The organism is Flavobacterium sp. HSC-61S13, assembly GCF_024171535.1.
Lineage (GTDB): Bacteria > Bacteroidota > Bacteroidia > Flavobacteriales > Flavobacteriaceae > Flavobacterium.
Map to the genome: position 1 here is coordinate 358,703 of NZ_JALJZV010000001.1, position 17,991 is coordinate 376,693.

Annotated in this window: 18 protein-coding genes; 8 read left to right on the forward strand and 10 right to left on the reverse strand. The window is 35.8% G+C overall.

Going from position 1 to position 17,991, the window contains the following annotated elements; all coding sequences use genetic code 11:
* Nucleotides 1–23: 23 nt before the first annotated feature.
* Nucleotides 24–605 (reverse strand): YdeI family protein, encoded by a 582-nt coding sequence (locus L1275_RS01550; protein WP_253468998.1) that lies wholly within the window; start codon nucleotides 603–605, stop codon nucleotides 24–26.
* Between the two features lie 113 nt (nucleotides 606–718).
* On the opposite strand from L1275_RS01550, the gene L1275_RS01555 reads away from it, so the two are divergent.
* Nucleotides 719–1,219: a hypothetical protein gene (locus tag L1275_RS01555; protein WP_253469000.1), complete on the forward strand. Its 501-nt coding sequence runs from the start codon at nucleotides 719–721 to the stop codon at nucleotides 1,217–1,219.
* Between the two features lie 65 nt (nucleotides 1,220–1,284).
* A complete protein-coding gene (locus L1275_RS01560) occupies nucleotides 1,285–2,187 on the forward strand; it encodes a toxin-antitoxin system YwqK family antitoxin (RefSeq protein ID WP_253469002.1) in 903 nt (300 codons plus the stop codon).
* Nucleotides 2,188–2,344: 157 nt separating this feature from the next.
* Here the strand turns inward: L1275_RS01560 and L1275_RS01565 are convergent, their stop codons facing one another.
* From L1275_RS01565 to msrB, 4 genes are all read right to left on the reverse strand, one after another.
* Entirely contained in the window at nucleotides 2,345–3,166 is an 822-nt protein-coding gene (locus tag L1275_RS01565; protein ID WP_253469010.1) for a ferritin-like domain-containing protein, read from the reverse strand.
* Nucleotides 3,167–3,190: 24 nt separating this feature from the next.
* A complete protein-coding gene (locus L1275_RS01570; protein WP_253469012.1) occupies nucleotides 3,191–3,904 on the reverse strand; it encodes a ferritin-like domain-containing protein in 714 nt (237 codons plus the stop codon).
* Between the two features lie 44 nt (nucleotides 3,905–3,948).
* A complete protein-coding gene (locus L1275_RS01575; RefSeq protein WP_253469014.1) occupies nucleotides 3,949–4,518 on the reverse strand; it encodes a fasciclin domain-containing protein in 570 nt (189 codons plus the stop codon).
* 172 nt (nucleotides 4,519–4,690) lie between these two features.
* Nucleotides 4,691–5,215, reverse strand: coding sequence for a peptide-methionine (R)-S-oxide reductase MsrB (msrB, locus tag L1275_RS01580; protein ID WP_253469016.1), 525 nt, complete (start codon nucleotides 5,213–5,215; stop codon nucleotides 4,691–4,693).
* A gap of 91 nt (nucleotides 5,216–5,306) precedes the next feature.
* Between msrB and L1275_RS01585 the strand changes: the two genes are divergently transcribed.
* Together L1275_RS01585 and L1275_RS01590 are read left to right on the forward strand one after the other, a co-directional pair.
* Entirely contained in the window at nucleotides 5,307–5,870 is a 564-nt protein-coding gene (locus L1275_RS01585) for an RNA polymerase sigma factor (protein WP_253469019.1), read from the forward strand.
* Between the two features lies 1 nt (nucleotide 5,871).
* Nucleotides 5,872–6,699 (forward strand): anti-sigma factor domain-containing protein, encoded by an 828-nt coding sequence (locus L1275_RS01590; protein ID WP_253469021.1) that lies wholly within the window; start codon nucleotides 5,872–5,874, stop codon nucleotides 6,697–6,699.
* A gap of 30 nt (nucleotides 6,700–6,729) precedes the next feature.
* Here the strand turns inward: L1275_RS01590 and L1275_RS01595 are convergent, their stop codons facing one another.
* The 3 genes from L1275_RS01595 to L1275_RS01605 all read right to left on the reverse strand — a co-directional run bounded on the left by L1275_RS01595 (nucleotide 6,730) and on the right by L1275_RS01605 (nucleotide 10,036).
* Nucleotides 6,730–7,197 carry a hypothetical protein gene (locus L1275_RS01595; protein WP_253469023.1) on the reverse strand — a complete coding sequence of 156 codons (468 nt, stop codon included), beginning with the start codon at nucleotides 7,195–7,197 and terminating at the stop codon, nucleotides 6,730–6,732.
* Nucleotides 7,198–7,402: 205 nt separating this feature from the next.
* Nucleotides 7,403–8,821 (reverse strand): DUF5074 domain-containing protein, encoded by a 1,419-nt coding sequence (locus tag L1275_RS01600; RefSeq protein ID WP_253469025.1) that lies wholly within the window; start codon nucleotides 8,819–8,821, stop codon nucleotides 7,403–7,405.
* Between the two features lie 288 nt (nucleotides 8,822–9,109).
* Complete coding sequence (locus L1275_RS01605; RefSeq protein ID WP_253469027.1) at nucleotides 9,110–10,036, reverse strand: leucine-rich repeat domain-containing protein; 927 nt, start codon at nucleotides 10,034–10,036, stop codon at nucleotides 9,110–9,112.
* 698 nt (nucleotides 10,037–10,734) lie between these two features.
* Here L1275_RS01605 and aspA point away from each other — a divergent pair.
* From aspA to L1275_RS01625, 4 genes are all read left to right on the forward strand, one after another.
* Complete coding sequence (gene aspA, locus L1275_RS01610) at nucleotides 10,735–12,144, forward strand: aspartate ammonia-lyase (protein ID WP_253469029.1); 1,410 nt, start codon at nucleotides 10,735–10,737, stop codon at nucleotides 12,142–12,144.
* A gap of 57 nt (nucleotides 12,145–12,201) precedes the next feature.
* Nucleotides 12,202–13,257, forward strand: a complete 1,056-nt coding sequence (locus tag L1275_RS01615) for a type II asparaginase (protein WP_253469031.1) — start codon at nucleotides 12,202–12,204, stop codon at nucleotides 13,255–13,257.
* A gap of 87 nt (nucleotides 13,258–13,344) precedes the next feature.
* Nucleotides 13,345–14,685: an anaerobic C4-dicarboxylate transporter family protein gene (locus L1275_RS01620; RefSeq protein WP_253469033.1), complete on the forward strand. Its 1,341-nt coding sequence runs from the start codon at nucleotides 13,345–13,347 to the stop codon at nucleotides 14,683–14,685.
* A gap of 110 nt (nucleotides 14,686–14,795) precedes the next feature.
* Nucleotides 14,796–15,998, forward strand: a complete 1,203-nt coding sequence (locus L1275_RS01625) for a porin (protein WP_253469035.1) — start codon at nucleotides 14,796–14,798, stop codon at nucleotides 15,996–15,998.
* 124 nt (nucleotides 15,999–16,122) lie between these two features.
* On the opposite strand, the gene L1275_RS01630 is transcribed toward L1275_RS01625, so the two are convergent.
* Entirely contained in the window at nucleotides 16,123–16,878 is a 756-nt protein-coding gene (locus L1275_RS01630; RefSeq protein ID WP_253469037.1) for a LytTR family DNA-binding domain-containing protein, read from the reverse strand.
* A gap of 11 nt (nucleotides 16,879–16,889) precedes the next feature.
* Nucleotides 16,890–17,990: a sensor histidine kinase gene (locus L1275_RS01635; protein WP_253469039.1), complete on the reverse strand. Its 1,101-nt coding sequence runs from the start codon at nucleotides 17,988–17,990 to the stop codon at nucleotides 16,890–16,892.
* Nucleotide 17,991 lies beyond the last annotated feature (1 nt).

The window sequence follows — 17,991 nt, forward strand, 5'->3', positions numbered from 1 at the left end:
AATTTATTTTTTTTAGTATGGATTTACTGTAAGTGTTTTGGTTTTTGTTTGAGTTCGGCACAACGGACTATTTCGTCGATGCGTTTTTGCCTTGTTTCGGCTCTTTTGGCGAGTATAAGCCATTGTAATATGGCTTTTTTTACGGATTTACTCAAGCTTTCAAAATATTCCTTGGCTGTTGATTTGTTGATAAAGGCCGTTTCTAGGTCTGTTGGAACAATGAGTTCTTCTACTTCATCGAGTATCGTCCACGAACCGTTTTGTTTGGCGATGTCAATACTTTCGTATCCCTTTGCAGTCATCTGACCTGAAGCGATCAATTGTTCGATTTTCTTTTTGTTGATTTTTGACCAGGTGCTTTGTGCTTTTCGTTTGCTGAAAAACTGTTGAGAGGATTCCGCATCGATCTTGATTTTTTTGCTGTCGATCCAACCAAAACACAACGCAACATCAACTGCCTCACTCCAGCTTATAGAATTTTTAGCAGAACTTTTATTATAGAATACCAACCACACTGAAGCTTTGCTTAAGTGGTTTTTTTCTAACCATTCTCTCCATGCGATAAGCGTGGTCGGGTGAAATATTTCGCTTTCTGTTTTTTGCATGTTTGGTTTGTTAGAATTTCGAAATATAATGAAATGTTCGTTACTTAGACAAGTAAATGAAAAGGAGGTTAACTAATTGAAAAAGTTTATATTCGCAAAAAAGGAATCTAATCATGAGTGTCATCTTATTTGAGGAAAAACAACGTTTTAACCAATGGTGGTTAGTCTTAATCTTATTGATTCCCTTTGGTATAATGCTTTACATCGCTTCTAGATCATTGTTGTTTAATGAAACAGTTGGTACTACATTCATCAACAATACAGCCTTGCTTATATTTATGGGTTTCTACCTAATTTTTTTATTTTATTTTTTCAACATTCAATTGGTTACTCAGATAAAAACCAATGGAATACAATTTGTTTTTAGACCGTTTTCCGATCCGCAATTTTATCGATGGGAGGAAATCAAAAGTATTTCTATGGTTCAATATGCCCCCATAAAGGACTATATGGGTTGGGGGATTCGCAGTGGAAAGAACGGTGAAGCATTTACTGTAAAGGGTAATAAGGCGATAAAAATAGTTTTGACCAATAACCGCAGTTTGCTTATCGGGACACAGCTTCCTCATGAAATAGAAGTTATTTTAAATGCTAAAGGAAAAAATATACACTAGATGCATAATCGATGAATCTGCGAATGGGCGTATTCATAAAATAAACTATTAATAAATATATTATAATGTCAAAATACCTTTTAGCTGTTCTTGCCTTATTATTTTTGGCGTGTAAAAATTCGGACTTTGATGATGCTTCTAAGCGCAATGTGGATTGGACGTATTGGATTGATGACAAGACAGGAGAAGGATCTTGGATACGTATAAGCAACAAAACCACAGTTGAAGATGGTGTTTATTATATGTTTTACTATAACGGTAAAATCTATGAAAAAGGAAAACTAAAAGACAAAAAAAATATAGACACCGTTTTCGTGTATGGAATTAATGAAGAATTGATAAGATATAAAGTCATCACTGCCGATACAACCCGTGAGATCTATGTGAAAAATGGTGCATTTATTGAATATTATCAAAATGGCAATGTATACCAAAAAGGCACGGTAACGGATAATAAGTTTAAAGACGATTGGATACGATATTATAAAAATGGACAACCCGAATGGGTTCAAGATTTCGTTAACAATACGGGCATGGTGACTTGGTACTACGAAAATGGTAATATGAAAGATATTTCAAATTGGAAAGATGACTTAGAAGATGGTGTAAATGCTTCTTTTTTTGCCAACGGTCAAATGGATATAAAATTAAATTGGAATAAAGGAACCAAAGAAGGTATAAGTGAAATATGGTATGACAGCGGGATCAAAAAATCTATTCGTTATTTTAAAAATGATACCTTGGAAGGTCCGTACCAACAGTGGACAAGCAAAGGTCAAATCGAGGCTGAAGGTACTTACGTTAAAGGGCAGTTTAACGGTGTATCGTGGCTTTACCATGATAATGGAGCGGTAGCTATTAGGGGAAATCGCAAAGGTAATCAACTAGATGGAATTTTGGAAAAGTTTGATGAAAAGGGAAATCTTATCGAAAGTTTTTATTTTGAAAACGGCGTAAGGATGGAGTAGCGGGATTACCATTTTATACTAAAGTAATTCACTTTGCTGTCTACAACCCGTTATAATTAAAAAACAGTAGTAAACGCCTGTCTACTACTGTAATGATAATTGGGTTTATTTAATTTGTGGGGCAAGTCAAAATAAATTTTCAGGAAATATTCGCGATTTATACAATAAACAAACCGGCTATTGCCGCGGCATCGCTTCCGCTTAGTACTTCATCATAAGCAGCAGAGCCAGCAGCTGCACCAAACGCATTAGCCGTATTAAAACCAGCTTGATTGGTATTTTCTTCTCCTGCATACACGGCATCGGTTGCTGTGGGCATGTTTCCGCCATTTCCCAATTCTATCCAACCTTTATTGGCACGCATTCGTCTAACTTGAGAGGCATGTCGTGCTTCGACTGAGTGAATTTGAAGCGCAGCTTGTAAAACTTGTTTATTACTCATTACATTACCAGCTTGACCTTTATAAGCACGCACACCAGTATCTTCAAAAGCTTGTGCTAGTATCAAAAATTGATTATAATCTGTAAAAGGACTAAAGTTTCCGCTTACTGTAAAGTCAAAAGTGGGTTTGTTTGTAGGTAATTCTCCTAGAGATGTTAAGGTTGATTTTAAAAAGGCGACATGTGCTGTTTCGTGCTTGGATATTTGCATAAAAACGGTTCTATCATCCGAAGGGATTAATCCTGATTTACTTAAGCCCATTCTGTAAAATTCATCTTCCAAATACTCTAAAGTTAAAGCTAATTGTAAAGCGTCGGTCAGTGCACTTGCCAAGAATGTAGGAGCAAATATTTTTGAAGGGTTTGTATTATCCGCTTTTGCGGGTGTAGATAACATTGCACCTAAACCAAATGGTACAGCTGCTAGAGCGGTGTTTTTACCAAAGTTTGCTATACTGGCTATAGCGTCTGATCTTGAAGCTTCTTTTGAGAAAAAATTATCATCAGAAAGTTTGTCTAATAATCTAAGAATGTTCATAATAGTCGATTTAAAGATGAAAAATTATTGAATTCCCTGTTCTTTCCAGGTGAATGATGTTTTTATAAAACCTGCAGCGACCATTATAATATCTTTGGGTTCTTTGGCTAAGTCTAAGCCATTGGCATCTATAACATCATCACCCGAAAAATCGGAAGAACTGGGATTGATCATGTCCCTTATCGCTGCGGCATGTCTTGCTTCGACGGAAACAATCTTTCCAGCAATTACGAGATAGTCAGGATTGGAAATGTATTTACCTGCACCATTATATGCTGCTACACCGGTATCTTCTAAAGCTTTTGCAGTGGCAAGAACAGAGCTTCTATCGTTGAAATTAACATGGTTATATTGGAATTCTAATTTGGGTAGTACCTGAGATGTAACACCGCTAATGGCGGCCTTAAAGAAGTCTCTATGTATAATCTCATGATGATACAAATCTGTAAATAATTCGCGTTCTTTACTAGAAATACCGTTATAAAAATTATTTACAACTTTGCTGTAAAAATCCGCTTCTAATTGTTCTAAAGCATAAGCATAGTTCAAAACTCCGACATCGCCACTACCCAAATCAAATTTTCCATTTGGTTCTATTATTGTGGTTGAATCATCTTCACATCCGACCAAGGCCAATCCTGCTATGGCCAGTCCCAAACCACTGAATTTTAAAAATGTTCGTCTGCTGTTATCCAGTGTTGCATGTTCACCAGATACATTTATAATTGCTTTTTTCATAATGATTGATTAACTTGTTGAAGAGGTTAAAAATTAAAAGAGCGTTAAGGCATTAATACCGCATCAATTACGTGTATCACACCATTAGATTGATTTACGTTGGCAATGGTTATCTTGGCGTTGTTTCCCTTTGCATCTTTTACGTATAAATCTTTTCCTTTTGTCCAAAAGGTCAGTTCTTCTCCTTCAACTGTTTTAATCATCGCTTTGCCATTTCCAGCTGTTACTGCCTCCCATATTTTTTTTGCACTATAATTACCTGAAATTACGTGGTATGTTAAAATCTTGGTCAACATCGCTTTGTTTTCGGGCTTTACAAGATTAGCAACAGTACCTTCGGGTAATTTTGCGAAGGCTTCATCTGTTGGAGCAAAAACGGTAAACGGTCCTTTACTTTCTAAGGTTTCTACTAATCCAGCGGCTTTAACAGCGGCAACTAAGGTTTTGTGATCTTTAGAATTAACAGCATTTTCGATGATGTTTTTAGAAGGGTACATCGCAGCGCCACCGACCATAACCGTTTTTTCTTTATTGGTTTGTGCGGCTACATTTTCACAACAAACAAAAGCTAATGAAATCATTAGCAATGCGGCGAGTTTGGAATTCGTTTTCATAATTAGATTTTTTAAAGGTTAAATGATTGGTTTATAGAAATCACTTACGAGGGAAAGTTGTGTTTTGGTTTTGTTATTTCTAATTTTTTTTAGTAAAATTTTTGCTGTTGCTTTTGTTTAATTTGTTTTAGTTTATTAATCATTTAATATTCAGGATGTTTGGTTGTGAATTTTATTTTAAACTTATTGGAGAAAATGGAACAAAATCTAAACAAATGGAATTCATACAATAACGTTTTCCAGTAGGTGGGGGGCCGTCATTAAAAATATGACCGAGATGCGAATTGCATCGTCCACAAAGGACTTCTAGACGTTCCATATTATATGAGTTGTCGTTTTTAAAAGTAATGGCCTCTTTTCTCAAAGCTTTATAAAAGGAAGGCCACCCACAAGTGGAAGCAAATTTTGCCGTAGAAAGAAAAAGAGGATTACCACAAACTGCACAATAGTAAGTACCGTTCTGATCAAATTGATCATATTTTCCTGTAAATGCAGTCTCTGTGGCTGCCTCTCTTGCAACTTGGTAGAGTTCGGGTTTTAATATTTTCTTCCATTGAGAATTTGGCACACTTAAAATACGGGTATCAGTTTGAGAATAATAAGGATTTTTCGCTTTGAATTTTTCAGTTTGCGCCAAGCAATTGCTGGTGATCAAAATTAATAGATAGCTGGTGATTATTTTAAATAGCGGATTCATATTGTTAAATTTTAGATTTTATACTATAGTATTTACGATAAAAAAGATTTTATGGTTTTTGTTTTATCGCTGTATTATTTGTTTACATTTGATGAGAAAAATCAGCACTATTAAAACAACCTATTCAGAAGAAGAACTTGTCGTTTTACTTAAAGAAAAGAACGAAACAGCATTTAATTACCTGTATGACAACTATTCAGGTGCATTGTATGGTGTTGTTTTACGTATAGTACTATCAAAAGAGTATACAGAAGAAGTTATTCAGGATGTTTTTGTCAAGGTTTGGAATTCCATTTACCAATACGATACTTCTAAAGGTAGATTTTACACCTGGATGATTAATATTGCTCGAAATACCGCAATTGATTATCTCAAATCTAAAGGCTTTAAAAACGAGTTAAAAAACCAAACACTTCCTGATTTCGTATATAATTCTACCAAGCTATCCGTTTCTAGTACAACTGATTTTATCGGTTTCAATAAAGTTTTAGAGGGTTTGGAATTAGACAAACAAGAATTGATTAATCTTGCCTATTATCAGGGATTTACTCAAATTGAGATTTCCGAGAAGTTAAAGATACCTTTGGGAACCGTCAAAACAAAAATGAGAAACGCCCTAATAAAATTAAGAGAATTACTTAAAGAATTTCAATAAATTGAACAGTAAAGAATACATATCATCCGGAATCATAGAATTGTATATTCTAGGACTTGCATCTGTTGAGGAGGCAGGGATTTTGGAATGTGTTATGAAAAATAATACAGAAGTAAGAGCGGCTTTTGAGGAAACTCAAAAAATCATGGAAGACCTTGCGACTGCACAGGCCATAGCTCCGCCTGTGGAGTTAAAAGCAAAAATTTGGGATAAGATAAATCAAGAAAACAAACTTGATAAACCCGTGTCAAGTGATTGGATATATACTAAAGATTTGAAATCGGATGAGATTCAAATAGATAATCCAATCGCCACAGTTGTAAAAACGACGAATTGGAAGCATTTTGCAGTAGCTGCTTCAGTGCTGTTTTTAATCAGTACTGTTGGAAATGTATTTTGGTTTGCTAGTCAAAAAAACAAACGGGATGAACTGGCAAAATTGGAATTTGAAAATGAAACCCAAAGTTTAGCTTTACAGAAAATACAACAAAAGTGGAATTTGGTTTCCAGTACCAAAATGCAAACCATCGCATTAAATGGGGTTGAAAAACATGCCGACTTAAAGGCTATGGTGTTTTGGAATAAGGAGTCAAAAGAAGTTTATTTAACTGCGGAAAATTTACCTGCAGCTCCTGAGGGAATGCAATACCAGTTATGGGCAATTGCCGATGGAAAACCCGTAAGTGTAGGAATGTATACCTATGAAATAGATAGTGAAGTACCTCTTTCCAAAATATCCAATGCGCAAGCTTTTGCCATTACATTAGAAAAGGTAGGAGGCGTAGAATCTCCTACAATGGAAAATATGTATGTGCTAGGGAATGTTTAGATAAATTAGTCTGTTTGGGTAAATCTTTTATTAGATTTTTTTTGCTGATTTTGCATATCCGTGATGCGTATCAAACTCTTCAGTGATAAGCCATTTAGTTTGACATTTCTTGCATTGATACATTTCTTCTTTAATACTAGAGCAACCTCCATTTTCTTCCTTTATAATTTCGAGTAAAATCAAGGTTTTTGGAGTGCATCTCAGATTATGAATCGTTTTAGTCTCTTGCGGATTTCCACAGTATATAGTGTTATCATAATAGTAGGCCTCGTCTGTAGTAAAATATTCAATCGGGTAATAGCCGTATTGATCAAACGGAATATAGTTTTCTTGAGCTACGGTTACTTCACCGACTTCTAACCATTTATCGATTTCATTAAACGTCGTTCTCTTCCATAAACCATTGCAGCAGCTGCATTGATAGATTTGTATATGCATTTGGTCATTTCTCAAATAATAAGCATCGATTTTTACAAGTAAGTCTTTGTTGCAAGTCAAATTGTTATTTGTGTAATTGGTTAGATGGCAATAGTTATAAACCATAGTAAGTATAAGGTTTCTGATTAGGCATTTTATTATGAATAGGGTATTTCTTGCTACGATTAAAGTTACAAAATAAGCAATAATAAAAAAACCGCTCTAAAATAAAATTTGAGCGGTCGTATAGTGTTTATTTTTTGCACTTGAATTTTGGCTTTAAAAACTACTTCACAAAAAGGTCTATTTGTTTGGTAGTGATTTTCCCATTGGAATTGGCTTTTATGGTAAAAGTTGATTTTCCAGCTTTTTGCAAGGCTTTAATTTGCAATTTACCGGCTACTAGTTCAATGCTGGCAAAAGTAGGATCGACGTTTTCAAGGCTAACTTCTATTAATTTTTGAGGATTGTCTTGATCGATGATGCTTCTTTCTAACTCGATTGTTTTGGTTTCGTCAAGTTTTAGCCCAATCTGATTTAAGGTGATTTGCGGTGCATTATTATCTTGAAATAGTGGAATGGCTGGAAACCAGTAATGTCCATTAGATGGATTTTGGGTTCCACCAGCTATAAAAATCTCTTTCTTTTTTACTCCGGTATTGGAAACTATTTGCGCCCAATTATAACTACCGTTGATACCGTAATTTTCTCTTTTCACCATCAACACCAAATCATCACTGACCGGATCAACTCTTAAACCCGCACCGTAAAAAGAAAGTTTGACATCGTCAGCATCCGTACCTAAGGTGTAGAAACTATTATTGATGTTAGCCGTTGTTATATCAAAAGATACAATATTTTTTCCACTTGTCCAATATAATATGTCGTGTTTTGAGCTGGAAGATAAGGATCCCGCATTCCAAGCTCCCGCGCTTGAAGGTATAGGTGCTGTGCTGGTGTCGTAGCTAATCGATGCTGCGATTTGCTGGTCTACTGCTAGTGAAGTGTCGTACTTTCTTAAAGTGTTAGCGGTACCTGCCCAGATATTTCCCTGTCTATCTATAGTCAATTGATTAACTCTTTCTTTAGTGTCTGCCACAATCTCATCGGTTTGGCTATCTATGATCAATAGTCCATCCATTGTAGCGGCATATACATAGTGGTTTCTATAGATTAGTGTTCCGACCTCCTTATTATATCCCGAGATGGTTTTAACTAGATGAATTTGGTTTGCGCTAATGTCCAATACGGAAATTCCCTTTGAAGTGGAAATATAAGCTTTGTTCTCGTTGATACCCGTGAAAGACCTTCCGTCTCCTCCGATATCGGTTAAGATGGCTTGACTTTTAAATTTCTTATCCATCATTACCAAGCGATTTTCCATTTTGGATACCGCGAAATAATGCTGTCCATAGGCCGTAGCAAATTGAGTAGTGACTCCCAATTCCAGTCCTGGATTGGTGTTTTCGAATATGCGATAGTTGATGTTTAGGTCGGAATCGATACCGTTAATACTTCCGTTTTCGTGACCGAACCAACCTTCATTGACCAGGTAAAAAGAAGTCGGCTGGATTAGGGCTTCAATTTGATCATCAGGTTTTAATTCGTTGGTTTTTTCTATAACACTATTGTCGTCAGAACTGCAAGAAATACTGATAGAAAGAAGTCCGAGACAAAGGAACTTCACATAATTTGATTTGTACATTATACTGTTTTGTTGGTTTTATACAATCGCAAATTTAAGTTTTATTGAAGGCTAAAACAAGGTTTAGTTATTGACAGAGGCAAACAGCAGACCCATGCAACCTTAACTTGTAGATTTGCTTTAATTTAGGGTGTTATAAACCCAAAAGAAGTTCCTAGCAGTGGTTTGATAAAGCATAATAACTTTATGCATTGGAATGTAAATAGTGGCTAAATAAGGTGCTCACAGCTTTTAGTTGATAAATTATTGGTTGACCTATTTTTATTAAATTTTTTTAAAGTGTACGGCTTAATAATACAGATCGTGTTTTGGAAGTAACGCTTGTAATTCCTCGTATTGAGACTGGGTAAAGCCTACATCTGCTAAATACAATAGACCCCGCCAACTGATCCCTTTTAGGGATTTTTTATAGGCTTGAAAATCGAGTGGATTATTACTCATACCAAAGACTTCTAACTTGGGAAGCTTTTTGACCGTATAAGGAAAAACGAGCAGTTTATTTCCATCGAGATACAATTCGGATAGTTTTGTTAATGAAACTATTGAACTCGGTAGTTCTGACAGTTCCGTATTGGAAATATTAAGCGTTTTTAGTTGGGATACTTGTTGGAATAAGTCGGGAATAGCAAGTATTCTATTGGAGCCATCTCGATTGAAATGCCCGCTTATCAATAGGGTTTCTAAAGAGGGAATTTCAAAGATAACTGTTGGAAATTCTTTGAAATTGGTAACTAATAAGGATAAATACTTCAAGTTTTTAAGCGCACTTAAACTTTGAGGTAACTGTTCAAAGTGAGGGTTTTGTAACAAACTAAGCTCTTCTAGTACCTTTAAATTAGATAGGCTTTCAGGTAGTGTTTTAAGATCATTATAAGCTAATTCTAGGGTCTTTAAAGAAGTGTTTTGGTGAATGATCTCTGGAATAACTGTGATATTATGGCTGATGCTCAACTTTTGAAGTTTGGGCATTTCATTTAAAAATAAGGATAAGATTTCTTGATTGAGTATTTCTTTAGAACCCGGTTGTGCTTGCAGCTTTGCTTCTCTGACAGCATTGTAATCGATGTTTTTGAGTTGATCAATATCGTTAAATGACACGATTTGGTTGTCGAGCATCGTCAAGCGAAAAGATTTTGCTGCTAGGGTCGGTTCTATTTGGGCTTGAGCATCATAAAAAAACAAAAGAGCAACTATCAAAAACATGAATTTGTTCATAGCAGTATGGTATAATTGGAACGGGTAAAACAACGAATTTAAGTCTTTAGGAAATACAACAACATTATTTATTCCAAATTGTTTTCAAAATTATCATTTTGCGATTAATTCATAAATAGTAATAGATTTATTTACAGTATATGAGTGAAAATTTCAATTATTAATTTTTGTTATGTGTTCAGTACCTGCTGAAAATTTCTGTAGTACGTTTTTTTAATTAATTTTATTTTTAGTTATGACTATATTTTAACAAAAATTATGTGATTTTGGTAATCCAATAATCTTGATTAATCCTATTTAGATTAAGTAAAAAACAATTTTTGGCAGAATATTCAGAATATATGTAAAAATTTTTAGCTTTTTTGACTTGAATTGATAAAATTTTTTTATCTTTAATCTGAATTAAAGCAATAATTTAACCATTGATTATTTTTTGAAGAGCGCCTTGATAACATAGGGGGTGTTGTGTTCTTAATTTTAAATTTTTAACGGTTTTGTTTTTTTCTAATATCAGCTTACATTTTGTACCCATAAATTTAGATGATGGTATAATCATGAAGTTCTCAAGGCTGCTGGTCATGAAGTTGCAAAAACTTAGAACGCGATTTGTAGTCGTATTCTAAGTGTTATGATGCTTTGTGCAGGGCTGTTTATTTTACCTTTTAATAAATCTTTATAAACTATATAATACTGTCATTATGAAAGCAACAAGAAGAGAACATGATTTTTTAGGGGAATTGGATATTCCAGATCATTTGTACTATGGGATCCAAACTTTTAGAGCCGTTGAAAATTTTAATATAACAGGATTACCCATTTCCAAAGAGCCTTTGTTTATTAAGGCCTTGGGTTACGTAAAAAAAGGAGCGGCCATGGCAAACAGAGATTGTGGCGCTTTGGATCCAAAAATTGCTGAAGCCATTTGTTATGGGAGTGATCAGGTAATAGCAGGAAAATTTAATCAAGAATTTGTTAGTGATCTTATTCAAGGTGGTGCAGGTACTTCTGTGAATATGAATGCCAATGAGGTGATTGCCAATATAGGTTTAGAATATTTAGGTCATAAAAAAGGGGAGTATAATTTTTTACATCCCAACAACCACGTGAATTGTTCTCAATCGACTAACGATGCCTATCCTTCAGCGTTTAGAATCGCGTTATATCTGAAGATGGATAGTTTTATTAAAACTTTAGAAAAGCTAGAAGTGGCTTTTAGAGCAAAAGGAAAAGAGTTTAACAGAGTTTTGAAAATGGGAAGAACTCAATTGCAAGATGCTGTACCGATGACTTTAGGGCAAGAATTCAATTCGTATGCCACTACCATCGGTGAGGATGTTAAGCGATTAAAAGATGCTCAGAGTTTGCTGTTGGAAATCAATATGGGTGCTACGGCGATTGGTACAAAAGTCAATGCTCCAGAAGGATATCCTGAAATATGTGTAAGTTATTTAGCTAAGGAAGTGGGTATCCCGTTGACTTTAGCACCTGATTTGATAGAGGCTACTGTAGATACAGGTGCTTATGTACAAATTATGGGGACGATGAAGAGAACGGCAGTTAAGGTTTCGAAAATCTGTAACGACCTCCGACTTTTAAGTTCAGGACCCCGTACTGGTTTTAATGAAATTAATTTACCAGCGCGTCAACCGGGTTCTTCTATTATGCCAGGAAAAGTAAATCCAGTAATACCGGAAGTAGTTAATCAAACTTGTTTTTATGTGATTGGTCAGGATTTAACTGTTACTATGGCCGCAGAAGCCGGACAATTGCAATTAAACGTTATGGAACCGGTTATCGCTTTCGCGATGTTTACATCCTTGGATTACCTAGGTAAAGCCATTGAGGTATTGATCGATAAATGTATTAATGGAATCACAGCAAATGAAACACATTGTTTTAATATGGTGATGAACAGCATCGGGATCGTGACCCAGTTAAATCCGATATTGGGATATGAAGAAAGCGCTAGTATAGCGGGAGAAGCATTAAAAACCAATAAAAGTGTACACCAGATTGCCGTGGTTGAACGCAAGTTGATTACCCAAGAAAAATGGGATGAAATTTATTCTTTAGAGAATTTAATCAATCCGAAATTCATCACTTCTTAAACGCTTTATAGAGACTTTAAGTTTTCCATATAATAGGTTTAATTAAAATATACAATTATGAGAAAAAGCATTCTTTTATTACTACTGTTTGTAGTAAGCATTCAAGTACATGCTCAAGAGCAATCCAAAGGGTCTCCTAGAATAATTATATTAGCTACTGGTGGTACTATTGCCGGTTCAGGAGAGTCGGCTACCAAAGCAGCTTATACTGCGGGTAAAGTTCCCATTGATGATTTGCTTAATGCTGTTCCGCAGATTCACAATTACGGAAAAATTAGCGGGGAACAGATCGCTTCTATTGGTAGCCAAGACATGAACATTGCTACTTGGTTAAAATTGACCAAGCGTATCAATGAAATTTTTGCAAAAGACGAAGCGGATGCTGTTGTGGTTACCCACGGAACAGATACTCAAGAGGAGACCGCTTATTTTTTAGATCTTACGGTAATGTCTGACAAACCCGTTGTAATTGTAGGTGCTATGCGCCCTTCAACGGCAATGAGCCAAGATGGTAATAGAAATTTATTAGATGCTATTGTCGTTGCTGCAGATCCTAAGAGTGTTGGCAAAGGCGTGCTGGTTGCAATGAACGAAAAGGTTTTTGACGCTAGAGATGTCACTAAAACCAGTACAACGGATTTAGAGACTTTTAAATCTAAAAATTTCGGACCGGTAGGTTTGATTTACGACGGTAAAGTGCAATACTACTACCAATCGTTGAGAAGTCCGTTGAAAAAATTTGATGTGACTAAGTTAAATTCTTTACCACAAGTAGAGATTATCTACGGCTATGCGGATGCCAATCCAAACAGTGTGTACTGTGTCACCAATTCTGGTCCAAAGGGAGTGGTCTATGCTGGTATGGGTAACGGTAATTTTAATGCTCCAGTAGGAAAAGCCTTAGCGGAAGCTGCTAAAAAAGGGATCATCGTATGCCGTTCTGGTCGTGCGGGTTCTGGTCGTATCACCTTGGATAATGAGGTTAAAGATGCCGAACTGGGATTTGTAGTTTCCGATGATTTAAATCCACAAAAAGCTAGAGTTTTATTGATGTTATCCCTGACGGAAACTTCTAATAGAGCCAAAATTCAGCAAAATTTCTTTGATTATTAATATCCTTAAGAAAGAGAATCTGTAGTTTGATATAGATTCTCTTTTTTTCACCAACAACAAAGTAGTCATTAACTTAAAATTCTAACTATGATCTGGATTGAATTTGCTATTCTCATTGCTATGATCCTTATAGGATCGCAAATGAAAGGAATTGGCTTGGGTGTTATGGGAATGGTCGGACTTTTTATCTTTATCTTTATTTTTAAGATGAAGCCGACGGATCCTCCTCTAGATGTGATGCTGATTATTATGGCTATTGTTACTACAGCAGCTACGCTACAAGCGAGTGGTGGTTTGGACTATTTAGTCAGTTTGGCCGAAAGAATCATTCGTAGCAATCCATCCAACATAACTTTTATCGCACCATTTACCGTCTATTTTTTATGCCTGTTTGCAGGTACTGCCCATATTGTTTATTCCTTATTACCGATCATTTCAGAAGTATCTGCTAAGAAGCGTATTCGTCCGGAACGCCCTTTAAGTATATCGGTTATTGCTTCACATTTGGCACTAACGGGAAGTCCGATGAGTGCTGCTACTGCTGCCTTAGTTGTTATTTTGGCTTATCACGGTGCCATGGTTGACATCATGATGATCTGTATACCAGCTAGTATTATCGGTTTATTAATCGGCTGTTTTTCGGTAGTAAAAAAGGGGGTCGAACTCAATGACGATCCAATTTTTATTGAAAAAATGAAAGACCCTGAATTTGCCAAATCGATGAATAGTGGTATGGAAGGTAAAGAGGTTGCCTTAAAACCGGGTGCTAAAACATCCGTTTTAATATTTGGTGTAGCGATATTGTTAATCGTAATTGCTGGAGCATTTCCCGCTATCGTTCCGAGTTTTGAGGCCGGTACTGAATCTCTGGCCGTAAAAGCTGATGGTTCGTTAACCATGGTTAGCATAATCAGTGTGATCACACTAACGGCCTCCGCCGCGATGATGTTGATTACGAAAACCACTACTACGGAAGTTACCAAAGCCAGTTTATTTGTCTCGATGGCTTCGGCCGTAGTGTCGGTATTTGGAGTGGTATGGATGAGTTCTACCTTTATGTCGTCAAATAACGATATCATACAAAAGGCATTAGGAGGAATCGTTTCAGAGTATCCTTGGACTTTTGCAATTGCCGTGTTTATCATGGGTGCTCTAATGTTTAGTCAGGCCGCAACAACCAAAACCATGATGCCATTGGGGATTGCCCTAGGTTTACCACCATCGGCATTAATTGCAATTTTCCCCGCAGTCAATAGTGATTTTGTTTTGCCGGGTTATCCTACTTTACTTGCGGCGATCAATTTTGACAGAACGGGAAGTACCAAAATCGGGAAATTCGTCATCAATCACAGCTTTTTTGTCCCTGGAGTGGTCACCATATCTGTAGCCATTGCCGCAGGATTTTTACTGGGTTCTTTTTTGTTATAAATCTGTAAAAGTATCATCATGTTATCGCTATAGTAAAGCGTTTGACTCCCCCAAACCCCCTGAAGATGAAGCGATTTCATATGAGTATAAATATTTAAAAAAATCAACATATGAAAAAATTTTTCTTCTATTTGATAATCGGATTACTTCCGGTTATTGTACTTGGACAAGTAGATCAAATGCAAAAGCAGACAGATCTAGGGAATTTTATTATTACGGATTCCGCCAAATCGCTAATTCCCATTTCAAAGCAGTCGCTTTTGAGGGACGTAGATGTCATTTTCAATACGCGGATGGCTTTTAATAGTTCTTTTACCGATGGTAGCCATACGGGTTCAAAATTTAATGCCGACCAGTTTCGGTTTGAAATCAAAGGTAAGATCCACGATAGAGTGTATTTTAGGTTTCGAAATCGATACACTAGAGAGCAACTTCCCGGAGATCTAGATAATATTAGTAGATCAGTGGATTTGGCTTTTATCAAAGTGGATTTGTCGCCAAGAACAAATATATCTGTTGGAAAACTATGTGCAGATTGGGGTGGATATGAATTTGATCTCAATCCGATTGATATCATTACCTACAATGATATCATCGAATATGCCGATAACTTTTTAGTAGGTGCGGGAATATCCCATACGCTGGCAGATGGGAAAAATTCATTTTCTTTTCAGGTATTGAATTCCAGAACGAAAAGTTATGAAGAGCAATATGGAGCCAGTGCACCGCCCGATATCACGGCTTCTAAATTTCCATTAGCTGCAGTGGGGAACTGGCGAGGAAGCTTTTTTGACGGTAAATTTGAAACGACCTATAGTTACAGTTTCTTTAATGAAGCCAAGAATACCAATATGAACTATTTTGCGTTGGGAAATAAGTATAAAGCCAAGAATTTCGTTTTGTACTATGATTTCCAATATCGCGATGAAGCGCTCGATCGTTTGGGTATTGCCTCTGATATCGTTAACTCTCAATATCCTTTTGCGACGCAAAAAACAAAGTATATAGCCAATTGGATCAGAGCGGAGTATCTGGTAACACCTAAAATTAATGTGCTCTTAACGGCTATGAATGCTACACATTCGTGGAACGATAATCCCGATCCGAATGGAAGTTCTAAATTATCGACGAGTTATGGCCTTATTCCGATGGTTGAATACATGCCATTCAAAGACATGAATATTCGCTTTTATATTGCATATACGGCTCGAAAGTACGATTATACCAAGTATGCTGAAAATGCTTTTGGTGTTAAAGATTATAATACCGGATTTTTAGGTATCGGTTTTATCGCTCCTTTGTTGGTTTTGTAGGAACATGATCAAAGTAAGATTAATGCCTCGTATTAAAAATTTAAAATCCATAAAAAAAGCAGTTACCGAAGTAACTGCTTTTTTTATGAATTAAATTATATAACAAGAAGACTGTACTAAATAATTATTGATTGAGCCATAATTTAAATTGAGGCATTTTGATACGGCTAACGATGACTTCTGCATCGCGATCTTTTCTGAGTATGATTTTTAATTTTTCATTAAAGTGTTTATGAATACTATCAATACTATTTATATGTAAAATGTACTGTCTGTTTACACGAAAAAATAATTGTGGGTCCAATTGTTCTTCCAGTTCATCCAGGGTGTAAGGAACGGCAAATCTCGTATTACTCAATAGTTTAAAATAGACTGTTTTATTTTCCAAAGTAATATAATCAATATCTGTCACTGCAATCATTTTGTAAGTTTCGCGATGATGCAACAAAAAACGGGTTTTATATGTTTTCTGTTCCGTTTTTAACATCGTTAAAAGCGCAGTGACGTCTTCGTTGGTAAGTAGTGTTTTGAGTTGCCGTATTTTTTGCAAAGCTTCGGTTAGTTCTTCAATTTCGATCGGTTTTAATAAATAAGCGACCCCATATACTTTGAAAGCCTGTAAGGCATATTCATCATAGGCCGTAGTAAAGATCACTGGGGACTGAATTTGTATTTGCTTAAAAATTTCAAAAGATAAACCGTCGGCAAGTCTAATATCCATAAAAATAACGTCTGGTTTAGCTTGCGAGTCAAGCCATTCGACACTTTCTTGTATACTTGGTAGTACTGCTAGTAAATTTGCTGTATAATCTACTTTACGGACTAAACTTTCGAGTAGTTCGGCGTTGTATCGTTCGTCTTCAATAATCAGGTAATTCATCTTACTTGGTTTTATAGATGGAGCAAAGGCAGTTTAATAATAAATGAATTTTCATTGATGATGATTTCGGGTTTTGTACTTTGTAATAATTGATAGCGTTCGTGAATGTTTTTCAATCCCATTCCCGTTGTTTTATAATCGATATGAATTGCTTGCAAATTGTTTTTTACGCTGATATATCCCCCTCCTAAACTTTCAATCGACATATACAAGGGTTGTTTTATAGTAGAAATATTATGCTTAATTGCATTTTCTAACAATAATTGAAGTGTCACTGGTGGAATTCCCTTCGTTTTATCGCTATTGGTTATCTTAACTGATAGATGAATGCTCTGGCCATGACGAATTTTAATGAGGTGAAAATACATCTCTACAAATTTCAATTCTTCTTCCAAAGTTACTACATCTTTTTTTCCAGTAGTGAGAATATAGCGGTACATACGCGAAAGATTGGACAAAAATTCTTGAGCAGATTTCTGATCGGTCTCTATCAATTGGGTTAGTATACTAAAATTGTTAAATAGAAAGTGGGGATCCAATTGCAATTTTAAAACTTCTAATTCGGCTTGTAAGGCATTTTGTTTCAGTTGATGAGAGAGGAGTTCGAGTTGATTGCTTTCAATGACTTTAGATTTCCACTGTTCAAAGAATAAAAAGGAATTATAAAAACTATTTACAAATGCTGCTACCACTAAATTAACCACCAAATAGTATCTAATAGACAATTCAATCTCCTGACTGTTGGTCGACGGATCGGGCCAGATCCATTCATAAACTATGTTTTCCAGACACAAAAGTAAGAACATACAAGCAATGACTACTCCCGTGGTAATCATAAATTGAATAAGGATGTTGTTATTAGAAACCAATTGACGATTAACCCATTGTGATAGTAATCGAATTACCCAAAACAACACTGCATACATCAGTATACCTCCGAGTAGGGTAATTCCTATTTCCGACCATTTAGCTTGTGTATAAAAATCCCACCAACTGCTTGAAGGATTTAGAAGGTATTGTACCAAATTGGCCAAGGCCAGTGAAACCGGTATGCCGCTCCAGTGGAATAATCGTTTCCACAAATGGTTACTAGAATTTATCTTATCGATCATT